Source organism: Pelomonas candidula (assembly GCF_043555985.1).
GTDB classification, from domain to species: domain Bacteria; phylum Pseudomonadota; class Gammaproteobacteria; order Burkholderiales; family Burkholderiaceae_C; genus Pelomonas; species Pelomonas candidula.
Genome location: NZ_JBIGIC010000030.1, coordinates 1 through 11,320, shown reverse-complemented (window position 1 = coordinate 11,320; position 11,320 = coordinate 1). Strand labels below are relative to the sequence as shown.

Sequence of the window (11,320 nt, the reverse complement as noted above, 5' to 3'; positions counted from 1 at the left end):
GGCGTGCGGCAGAAGCGATCCCAGATGGATTCGCCCTTGCCATCGGTGAAGGCCGCGCCCTCGATCTGGGCAGAGGCGGCGGCGACGCCGAACACGAAGTCGGCGGGAAAGGGGCTGGCGTAGGTCAGGGAGGTCATGGGGAGTACGGCGGCTTGTCCGTCAGGGAGTCAGCCAGGAGGTCAACGTGGGTTCCAGGCTGCGGGCCCAGATGTCGTAGCCCGCCGGGCTGAGGTGCAGCCAGTCGGGCAGGATGTCTTTGGACAGCGTGCCGTCCGGATTCGTGAGTGCTTTGCCGATGTCGAGGAACACGACCTGCCTGCCGTCGGCCAGCGCCGGCAGCAGCGCGTTGATCCTGGCGTTGTGGCGGCGCAGCAGGTCGTCGGGCTTCTCGCCGCGCGGGAACAGCGCCAGCAGCAGCACCTTGGCCTGCGGCTGGCGCTGGCGGATCTCGTCGAGGTTCTTCCTGATGCCGGCCACCGTCAGCGCCGGGTCTTCGAGCCGCTCGCCGGTGTTGTTGGTGCCGATCATCATGACGACGGCTTTCGGCGCCATGCCATCCAGCTCGCCGTGCTGCAGGCGCCACAGCAGGTTCTCGGTGCGGTCGCCGCCGAAGCCCAGGGCCACGGCGTTGTACTTCGCGAAGTGCTCGGCCCAGACCTGCTTGCCTTCGTTCTCCCAGCCCTGAGTGATGGAGTCGCCCATGAAGACGAGGTCGACGCGCCGACCAGCCTCGCGGTGGGCCTTGACCTCGGCGAGCTTCTGCTCGTGGCGCGGCAGCCACCACTCCACGGCCCAGGATTCCTGCAGCGGTTCGGGCGTGACGGACTGGGTGCGGTAGTCCGGGCAGGCGGTCGTCGCCTTGCCGGTCTTGTTGAAGCGCAGATGGCTGATCTGCAGCTCGCCGCTGCCGGTGCCTTCCAGCGTGAACGGCACGTTGACGGCGCTGAAGTCGTCACCCTCGCGCCAGAAGCAGGTCAGTGCGAAGGACAGGTGCTGCCTGCCCTTGCCGGCCAGCTCGCGGCCGGCGAACAGGAAGGGCACTTTCCGCTCACAGTCCTTGCCGCAGCCGAGCTTGAACTTCATGCCGCCGTGGGCGAGGTCGACGACGTTGAGGTCGAACTCGACGGTGCCGTGGGCGAGGTAGGGATTCAGGTCCAGCGGTGTGCCGTCCTGCCAGCGCAGCTGCGCGATCCACGTGTTGCTGAACTGCAGCGTCAGCGCGCCGTCGCTGCCGCGGCGAGCCGCGACGTGGCTGTTGGGCACGCGCGGGTTGGCGGGCTTGGGCACGGTGACGCTGTCGCCGGTGAGCTTGGCCTCACCTTCGAAATCGGTCACGGCGATCTGCCAACCCTTGGCCGGCTTGCCGGTGTCGAGGTCCATTGACTGCGCTGTCAATGGCAGCAGGGCAGCGAGGGCGAGTACGAAGCGATTCATGTCAGAGGAAGTCCTTGGCTTGCAGCGTGCGCGACTGGCCGGGCTGGAGCGTCAGCTCGACGACGCGGCCACCCACGCGAATACGGCCGCCGCCGTCGCCGGCGACCGAGCGCACGGCGGCGCTCGTGACGCGGCCGTGGGCCCAGGCGATGTCGACCTCGAAGCCGCCGCGTGCGCGCAGGCCCTTGACGGAACCGTCAGGCCAGGCGGCGGGCAGGGCGGGCAACAGGTCGATGACGCCGTCCTGCGATTGCACCAGCATTTCGGCGATGGCGGCGGTGGCGCCGAAGTTGCCGTCGATCTGGAACGGCGGATGCGTGTCGAACAGGTTGGGATAGGTGCCGCCCTGGTGGACCTCGGCGCCGGGCCGCGCAGCCTTGGCGCCGGGCTGGGCCAGCAGGCCGCGCAGCAGGCTGTGGGCGTGGTCGCCGTCGCGCAGCCGCGCCCAGTAGGCCATCTTCCAGGCCATGGACCAGCCGGTGCTGACGTCGCCGCGGGCCTCCAGCGTCTTGCGGGCCGCCGCGGCGAGCGCTGGCGTGCGCGCCGGCGAGATCTGCCGGCCGGGGAACAGCGCGAACAGGTGGGACACGTGGCGGTGTGTGTCGCGGGGCGTGTCCAGCACCGGGTCGGTCAGCTCGTCCGGCCACTCCAGCAACTGGCCCCAGCTGCCGACGCGCGGGCCGGCGAGGCGGTCGCGGATGGACGCGGCGTGCGCTTGTGCGGCCTGGTCACCCAGCGCCGCTGCGGCCCGCGCCATGTTGTCGAAGAGGTCCCACAGGATCTGCTGGTCGTAGGCCACGCCGTCCTGGATGGGGCCGTGCTCGGGCGACCAGCCGTTCGGCGCGACGAGCTTGCCGTCGGCGGTCGCCTTGAGGCGGTCTTCCCAGAACTCGCCCACTTCCTTCAGCAGCGGCCAGGCATGCTCGCGCAGGAAGGTTTTGTCCTGTGTGAACGCGTAGTGCTCCCAGAAGTGGCGGGCGTACCAGGCGTTGCCGGTCATGTTCCACAGATAGCCCTGGGCACCGAACGGGTTGGTCTCGGTGCGTAGCGTCCAGCCGCGCACAGGCTTGCCGTGCTTGGTGAGGAACGTCTCCACCGGCGGCTGGACCGAGTTGTCCCAGGGCGGCGTTTCGGGCGGCAGCGAGGCCGGGTCCTTCAGCGCCTGGGCCGCGCGCTCGGCGACGGGCTTGCGCCACTCGGGCACGAGGCGTTCGATGAAGCGGTGCAGCGGCCGCGCGGCCTCGGCGAGGTTGGTCACCTCGGCCGGCCAGTAGTTCATCTGCAGGTTGATGTTGGAGTGGTAGTCGCTGTTCCACGGCGGCTGCAGCGCGTCGTTCCACAGTCCCTGCAGGTTGGCGGGCAACGAGTCGCGCGAGCTGCTGACGAGCAGGTAGCGGCCGTACTGGAAGTACAGCGCTTCCAGCTCGGGGTCGCCGCCGTGCTGCGTGTACGCGGCCAGGCGTGCGTCGGTCGTCAGCGCGACGCGGTCGGCCGGAGTGGTGCCGAGGTTCAGTTGCACGCGGCCCAGCAGGGCCTGGACGTCACGCTCGTGGTCGGCCCGCAGCTGCGGCCACGGCTTGGCCGCGGCGACCTGCGCCTGCACGCGCGGCAGCGGCGGCTGGCCGTCGGCGAAGCTGGTGCCGGCGCCGAGGATGAGCGTCAGCGAGTTGCAGCCGCTGAAGCGCAGCGTGTTGCCGTCGACAGCCACCGTGCCGCCATCGTTGACCACGCGCAGCTGGCTGGCGTAGGCCAGGCCGTTGGGTAGCGTGCCGACGGCGGCCAGCGATTGACTGGTTACGCCGATGGCGGCGCCGTGGCGGTCGGTCAGCGTGACGCGGCCGGTGTAGCGGCCGGGCTGGTCGGAGGTCAGCCGCCACGCGATGACCTGCGCCGGGTGGCTGGCGAGTGCCTCGCGCGTGAAGCGCACACCTTGCTGGGTGTAGCTGAGGCGGTTCAATGCGTGGTCGATGTCCAGCTCGCGGCGGTAGCCGGTCACCGGCGCATCGGCGCCGTCCAGCGTCAGCACGACGTCGCCGAAGGGCTGGTAGGCGCCCATCTGCTTCGTGTCACCGGTCCACAGCGTGATGTCGTTGAACTGCAGGCGGTCGCGCGCGACCTGGCCGAACAGCATCGCGCCCAGCCGGCCGTTGCCGATGGGCAGCGCCTGCTGCTCCCAACCCTGCGGCGTGTCCGGCGCGGGCGCGGCATAGCGCAGCACCAGCTCGGCAGCTTGCAGGGGCAGGGTGGCAACAGTCAGAAGCAGTGCGAGACCGCAATGCAGCCATCGCGACCTTGGCGCGGGTCGAGCGCCGGGCCGCTCCCAAGCCGGCCCGCGGGCGATGTGCTTGCGGCTCAACGCCGCAAGCATCGCCGTCCCCTCGGGGGCTGAGGCTGGACACGGCAAGTCCTGTGGACTTGCCGTGCCTACCGAAGAGCAGCGGCTCTGCCCGCTGTGCGGTCTGCAAGACCGACTGGGCGTGCCGGCGTTCAGCCGGGGCAGGACCGGGCGAGGGGTTCTCATGCGCGGGGCTTGCCGATGATGACGCCGCGGCCCTCGGGCGCGAGGTAGACGACGCCGAACTCCAGCGGGTCCGCAGTCAGCGCATTGAGCCGCCCGAAGCGATGGCGGTCGTCGTTGATGCGCTGCCAGGTCGCGCCGGCATCGACGGAGCGGAACAGGCCTTCGGTGCCGTCGTCGCCGTTCATCTGGACGCGTCCCCACACGTAGATCGCGTGGTATGCCGCGCCCTCGGCCGCCTTCCCGACGGCGACGCGCCAGGGCTCGACGACGCCGCGCATGCCCTGCGGCTTGCTGTCCACGCCGGGCAGGTGCAGCAGTCCGTCGGGCAGCGCCAGCCACAGGTCACGCAGCTTGCCGGGCGCACAGATGAGCTGGGCACTGCGCCAGGTCTCCAGCTTGGGCAGGCCGGTGACGCCGGGCTGGAAGCTCGCGCCGCCGTCCATGCTGACGAGGATGCGGCCGGCGCCGCGGTCGTAGACGTAGAACACGCCTTCGACGCTGCGGTCGGCCACGGGCGTCAGCGTCACATCGCGGTCGGCGGGCCAGCCCTGGCTCTGAGCCCAGGTCTTGCCGTGATCGCGCGAGAACAGTGCTGCCTGCTTCTCGGGCGCCCAGACGAAGAAGCCGCCTTTGGCCGATACGGCCACCTGCCCCATCGGCGCGGTCCAGCCCTCGGGTGTCTTGGTGTTGCGCGAGGATGGGCCGAACGCACGCCAGCTGGCACCGCCGTCGTTGGACCAGTAGCCACCGTTGGCCGCCGCGTCGGACGTGCGCGCGACGATGGCGGGGTTCAGTTCGGCAAAGGCCACCGAGCGGTTGGTCTCGCCGGACGGCAGGAACAGGCCGTTCTTCGGACCTTGCGCGAGGTCGTCCCATGCCGCGCCGGAGACATCGCCCATCGAGGCCAGCAGCGAGGCACCGCCTGATGGGCTTTCCAGCCCGGTGACCGAGGTCTCTTCGAGGTTGTCGACGGTGAACGCCCAGTTCACTCGTGATCCGCCGAGGTTGGACGTCATCCACAGGCCGTAGCCGGTGCCGTAGACGGCGTGCTCGCCGTCGTGCGGGTCGATCTTGAAGTCGGCCAGCCAGTGGCCCTGCTTGTGCGGCGTCTTGGCCTGGAAGATCTGCAGCCACGGATGTGTGCTCGCGTCGAACGATGAGCGTGGGCTCAGCGGCGACCAGCTGGCACCGAAGTCGTCGGAGACGTAGATCTCGTCACCATCGCCCCAGCGCTCGATGGTGGACACGACGATGCGGCCGGGCCGCTTCGCGTCCACGTCGAGGCCGGAGTAGCCGAAGGTCTGGCCGCCGCCTGGTTTGACGGGCGTGATGTTGCGCCACCGGCCGTCCGGCGTGCGGCGCCAGACGCTGCCGGTCCTGGCGTTGCCGGGGTTGACGGGCTGGCTGGCATCGCCGCCGGCGAGGCTGACGTAGAGCGAGCTGTCCGGCCCGATCACGGCGCGCTGTGGCACCTGGGCCGGCAGCTCGGCGACGCGCTTGAAGCTGGCACCGTCGTCGTTGGAGACGAACAGGCCTGGCTGGTCGTGGCTGCCGGCGTAGATGGCCTTGCTCTTCGCATCGAACAGCACGAGCGACACGTGCTTGGCGGGGAAGCCGCTCAAGCGACTGAAATGCTGGCCGCGGTCCGTGCTTTGCAGCAGGCCGTCCTGCGTCGTGCCCAGCAGCAGGCGTTCGGGGCGGTTCGGGTCCACCTGCAGGCGCTCACCGGTGCCGCGGCCGCCGCCGTTGCCGGCAAGCTTGATGCCGAGCTCGCAGGTCTGCCACGTGGCACCGCGGTCATTGGACGCGAGGAGGGCGGCGTTGCGCGCCCACTGGCCGGTGTAGAGGCCGCAGGCGGCGTAGACGCGGTTGGCGTCGCTTGGGTCCACGGCGAGGCTGAGCACGCCCATCAGGTCGGCGTCGGCCTTGGCGAGATGGTCCAGCAGCGGCAGCCAGCGTCTGGCGGCGGGGTCGAAGCGGTAGGCGCCGCCGATGTCGGTGCGTGCGTACAGCAGCCCCTTCTCGCGCGGATGGAACACGAAGCCGGGGATGAAGCCGCCCGCGCCGTAGCTCAGGCTGCGCCAGTCGTAAGCCGGGCCGGCTTCAGCAGCCCAGGCGGGCAGGGCGCCGAGGCCTGTGGCCAGCAGAAGGTCACGGCGTCGCATCATGAGCTCCTGCGGGTCGAGCGCTGGGCCGCTCCCGAGCCGGCCCGCGTTGGGCGATGTGCTTGCGGCTCAATGCCGCGAGCATCGCCGTCCCCGCGGGGGACCGGCCAAGGTACTCCTTGGACGAGGGGCGTCATTGCGCGGGCCTGCCCATCTTGACCTTGAGCATGACGGGCTCGGCCGGCAGGTTCAGGCCGTAGTCGACCTGGTCGCCGTTCCAGACGCGTTCCATGATCCAGCGGCCCTTGTCGTCGAAGCGGCCCTGCTCGGCGCGCAGCATCATGCCGTGGGTGCCGGCCGCGGGTTCGAGGCGCACGCGCACGCGCTGGCCGATGACGATGAACTCGTCTGGGCCGATCTGCGCCAAGGCCACGCCGCCATTGGGCTCTTCGGTGCCGGCGGTGGGCTTGGCAAACTCTCCGCCCCAGCTCGGCTCGCCGAAGCGGCCGAGGCGGTAGGCCAGCTTGGCCGTCCAGCCGGAGAAGTCCAGTTGCTGCGGCTGGCGGTCGTCGCCCTCGGCGGCGCCCTGGGTCTTGCCGTCGAAGGCCCATTGCGCCCACTGCCGCTGGATGGGCGCGAACATGCGGTAGACGCGCTCGAAGGGCTCGACGAGCGTCTTGTCCGTGGCCGTCGTCCCTAGCGGGTAGTTGGTGTAGTCGAAGTAGTCGATGCCGAACGGCGAGACGCCGATGGCACCGCGGCCCAACATCGCGTAGAGGTAGCGGCCGTAGGCGGGCTTGCTGCCGATCTCGGGAATCCACAGCGCGTTGTCAGGGCGGCCGAACAGGCGCAGGTTGGCGTTCACCTGGTCGGACTCAGGCGCATAGATGTCCGGGCTGACGATGTCGATGGCGGGCGCCGCGGCCTTGTAGATGTCGATGACGTCCCAGGTGGGGCCGCCGCTGGCGAAGTCCTTGTTCCAGGGTTTGGGCGGCTGCTCCAGCGGGTTGCGCAGCGCGTTGTTGACGTACATCGGCAGGTCGTAGACGGCACGGCCGGCGGCGGCGATGTCACCGATGTAGCGGGCGATGGCCCAGGCGTGGAAGTACTCGTCGGCGTAGTCGCCGTAGACGGCACGCCAGTTGCCGCTGGCCGCGCCGGGCACCACGGCCTTCTTGCGCGCCAGCACGGCAGCGGGCACGGGTTGCTCGAACGCAGCCTGCGCGTCCTTGCCGAAGTCGCGCACCAGGCCGTAGGTGCCGACCTCGTTCTCGACCTGCACCATCAGCACCGTGCGCTCGGTTGAGTCGATCTGCTTCAGGTGGCCCATCAGCGCGACGAAGGCGCGCTTGTCGGCTTTCAGCGTCTCGGCACCGAAGGGGCTGAGGCTGTAGTTGGACTTGCCTTCCTGGTCCACGTTGAACGGGAAGCGCTTGGGGTTGAGCTTGACCCATTCGGGTGTGTATTGGGCGCTGGTGTTCTTCCAGGTGCCGAACCACAGGATGACGAGATGCTTCTTCTGCTGGCAGGCTTGCTTCACCAGCGTGTCGACGAAGCTGAAATCGAAGCGCCCCTCCTCGGGCTCGATCTGCTCCCACGCCACCGGCATCAGCACGGTGTTGGCCTTCACGTCCCTGGCCGCATCCCAGACGGGCTTGAGCGCGCCGGGGTAGTTGCTGGAGTTGTGAGCTTGCGCGCCGAGGATGAGGAAGGGCTTGCCGTCGACGAGCAGCGCGTGGCGGCCTTCCTTCGACACCAGGCGAGGCGCCTCGGTGGCGAGCACGGAGGAAGCGGCCAGCGTGGCGGCGGACGCGAGCAGTGAGATCAGGAGCTTGCGCATCGTAGGAAGGGCGGTAGGCAACGAAGGGGCCGGCGGCAGCGTCGTGCTGCCGCCGGCAAGGCTAGCAAGTTCCGGGGATCAGAACGTGTAGCTGGCGGTGACCACGTAGCGCGGGCCGGTGTAGAACAGGCCGCGGGTCATGTAGCCGATGTGCTGCTGCATCAGCTGGCGCTGGCGCGCGGAGTTGAGGTTCTGCGCCTCCAGGCCGATCGACATCTGGTCGTTGACCAGCTTGTACGACACGCCGGCATCGAGCTGGCCATAGCTTTCCGCCCAGACCGGCAGGCCCCAGGCCACATTCTTCTGGCCCAGGTTCGGGCTGCTCGGGTCAGTCACCAGACCGTCCGTGCCCTGCGTTCCGTTCACGTTGACGGCCTGCAGATAGCGTGAGCGCCAGCTGTAGGCCAGGCGCGCGGACAGCGGGCCCTTGTCATACATGACCGCCAGGTTATAGGCCTTGCGGGACAGCCCTTGCAACGGCAGGTTGCCGAACTGGCGGCCATCGGTGTCGCAGCCGTTCAGGTTCAGGCCGAAGTTGGTCGCGACGTTGGCCGTGCCGGTGCAGTAGGGCGAGTTGACGGGGTTGTACAGGCTCGTCTTGCTGTCGACGTAGGTGTAGTTGCCCTGAACGCCGAAGCCGGAGAGCCAGCCGGGCAACTTGTCGAAGTAGGTCTGGAACGCGAGCTCGACGCCCGTGAGGTTGCCCTTGGCGCCGTTGACCGGGCTGGTGACCGAGAAGTTCTGCGGTTTGCCGTTGACGTCGGGCAGTTGGAAGCCGGTCGTCTGGTTGATGATGACGTCCTTCAGATCCTTGTGGAACCCGGCGACGGTGATGGAGCCGGCGCGGCTGAAATACCACTCGGCCGTGATGTCCTGCTGCGTCGAGCGCGTCGGCTTGAGCATCGGGTTGCCGCTGGCGGTGCCGCTCTGGGACACGCTGCTGACCGTGGTGGCCGTGGCGCTGATGTCCTGGTTCAGCTGCGTGTAGGCCTGTAGCTTGTCGAAGTCCGGCCGGGCGATCGCCTTGGCCGCCGCGAAGCGGAATTGCAACTCGCGGCTGGCCTGCATCTTCAGGTTCAGGCTGGGCAGCACGTCGGTGTAGGTGTTCTTGAAACTGTCCAGCTTCGCATACGCCGGGATGTTTGCCACCGGTACGCCACCCAGGCCCAGCTTGGCCTGGTCGGTGCCCTTGAAGCTGGTGAAGCCCAGGGCGTTGTTCTGGGTGCGAACCACGCGCAAGCCCACGTTGCCGTCGACAGGCAGCGCCAGGTCGTCGAAGCCGAAGCGCAACTGCGCGAATGCGGCTTGCGTCTTCTCGGACTGGCGGTTGCCGTTGCCCTTCTGGATGTCGTCGGCGATGTTGTCGCTCAGCATCGTGGGCGACCAGGCAAACGGCCACTGGCTGCAGGCCGACAGGTCGGTGGTGCCGGCCGCGGTCAGGTTGGCCACGCAGTTGTCCTGGCCGTACTTGTGCAGCACGGAGTACGAGCCGGGGAAGCCCTTGGCCAGCGAGACATCTGGGAACACGACCGACGGTGGCACGGGCACGGTGCCGTTGAAGAAGTTTGAGAAGGTGTTCAGCGTCGTGCCACCGGGGTATTTGTCCAGGAAGGCCTCGCCGCCGGCCGTCCAGCTCTGGGAAATGGCCTGCCAGTTGTAGCCGGTGGTGGCGGTCTGCGCCTGACGGTCGGTCAGGCGGACGCCGAAGCGCAGGTCCTGCAGCACCGGGTGTTCGAAGCGGAAGCGGGCGTCACCCTTCCAGCTCTTCTGCGTGCCTTCGCTGCGGTCCTGGTGGTCCATCGCGAACGACCAGTAGTAGTTCTTGCGATCGGCCAGGAAGGCGCGGTCGGCGGCGTCGAAGGTGAGGCTGGGCGTGCTGCCGCTCAGATCGATGACCTCCTTCTGCATGCCGATGCCGGTCGCGACGGTGGAGTCGAGGCTGCGCGTGGAAGCCTTCACGTACTGCAGGTCGGACGAGAAGCTCCAGCGGTCGTTAGCCTTCCAGTTCACACGCCAGGCGAAGTCTTCCGTCGTCGAGTCGCGGGTGGCGGTGCGGGTGTCGTCGTTGAAGTTCAGCAGCGAACCGTCGTTGTTGGTGAGCGTGCCGGAGACCAGCGCGCCCTGGTCATTGAACTTGCCGTTGGTGACCTGGATCTTGTAAGGGTCGGTCTGGGCAAAGATGGCCTGCTCGTCCCATTGCATGCGGTACTTGGAGCGGAAGTAGGTGAGCGAGCTGTCGATGTCGTCCTTCTTCCACTGCACGGCGCCATACAGGCCGTCGCGCTTGCGCTCGAATTCCAGCGTGCGCCATTGCGCACCCTTGGGCACCCACAGGTAAGTGCCCGCGGCCTGGCCGGCGACAGCGTCGGTGCGCGGGTAATAAGGTTCGACCTGGAAGAAGTCGGAGCGTGTCGCGCTCTTGGAGGTCGCGGCGTTCACCAGCAGGCCGATCTTGCCGAGGTCGGTGTTCCAGCTGTTCACCAGCAGGCCGCTGGCGGACGGCTTCTTCTTGCCGTTGAGCTTGGTGTAGCCCTCCTGCACGGTGACCGAGCCCTTGAAGCCGGGGTAGTCGAAAGGCAGGGCGGTGCGCAGGTTCACGAGGCCGCCGATGGCGCCTTCGATCTGCTCGGCTGACGGGTTCTTGTAGACGTCGATGCCGGCCATCAACTCGGGGGGTACGTCCTCGAAGTTCAGCGCGCGGCCGCCGTTGGCCGAGAAGGTGTCGCGGCCGTTCATCTCTGAGCGGACATAGGACAGGCCGCGGATGTTCACACCCGAGCCTTCCACCGAGTAGTGCTCGGGGTCGCCCTTGGCCATCGTGCGGTCGATGGTCACGCCGACGACGCGCTGCAGCACTTCGGTGACCGAGCGGTCGGGCAGCTTGCCGATGTCGTCGGCGACGATGGAGTCGACGATCTCGTCAGAGTTCTGCTTGATCTTCTGCGCCGACTGCAGTGCTGCGCGGCGGCCGCTGACGACGACGGTTTCCAGCTGCTGTGCCTTGGCATCGCCATTGGCGGGCGCGGGCGCGGTCTGGGCCATGGCCAGGCCGCTACACAGCAGGGCCGCCTGGGCGGCTGCTAGCGAAATGATGGTTCTCTGGTGTGTTCTCACGATGTCTCCTCTCGTTGGCCTCTAGGGCAGGGATGGTGTGGTGGGGTACTGCTGGTTCGACGGGGAAAACGGATCAACATCGCCGGGCAGGGCTGGCGCTGGCAGGGGCGTCGGGGGGATGACTTCATGTCAGCGTTGCCGGGCCGGGCGTGTTGACGGAAAGCCGGCTGGGCCGGTCAGTTGCAGAAGCGGTTGACGAGGTTCTCCAGCGCCTCCTGGCGGCCGGAGACGGGGGCGGTGTCGGTGTTCTTGGCGAGCACGCCGTCGGCGAGGTCGGCCAGCGAGCGCTTGCCGTTCAGGATGTCC

General features: G+C 68.4%; 6 protein-coding genes. All 6 read right to left on the bottom strand.

The window, feature by feature from the left end; all coding sequences use genetic code 11:
* Positions 1–137, bottom strand: a 137-nt coding sequence (locus ACG04R_RS28175) for a family 1 glycosylhydrolase (protein WP_394418073.1), incomplete at its 3' end; no start/stop codon positions are given.
* 22 nt (positions 138–159) lie between these two features.
* Positions 160–1,434: a GDSL-type esterase/lipase family protein gene (locus ACG04R_RS28170; RefSeq protein WP_394418070.1), complete on the bottom strand. Its 1,275-nt coding sequence runs from the start codon at positions 1,432–1,434 to the stop codon at positions 160–162.
* 1 nt (position 1,435) lies between these two features.
* The gene (locus ACG04R_RS28165; RefSeq protein WP_394418067.1) at positions 1,436–3,652 is read right to left on the bottom strand and encodes a glycoside hydrolase family 95 protein; all 2,217 of its coding nucleotides are present in this window, start codon (positions 3,650–3,652) and stop codon (positions 1,436–1,438) included.
* Positions 3,653–3,951: 299 nt separating this feature from the next.
* On the bottom strand, positions 3,952–6,120 hold the full coding sequence (locus tag ACG04R_RS28160; protein WP_394418064.1) for a beta propeller repeat protein: 2,169 nt from the start codon (positions 6,118–6,120) through the stop codon (positions 3,952–3,954).
* 133 nt (positions 6,121–6,253) lie between these two features.
* Positions 6,254–7,900, bottom strand: coding sequence for a DUF5597 domain-containing protein (locus ACG04R_RS28155; RefSeq protein ID WP_394418061.1), 1,647 nt, complete (start codon positions 7,898–7,900; stop codon positions 6,254–6,256).
* A 78-nt stretch (positions 7,901–7,978) separates the two neighbouring features.
* Positions 7,979–11,014 (bottom strand): TonB-dependent receptor, encoded by a 3,036-nt coding sequence (locus ACG04R_RS28150; protein ID WP_394418058.1) that lies wholly within the window; start codon positions 11,012–11,014, stop codon positions 7,979–7,981.
* Positions 11,015–11,320 lie beyond the last annotated feature (306 nt).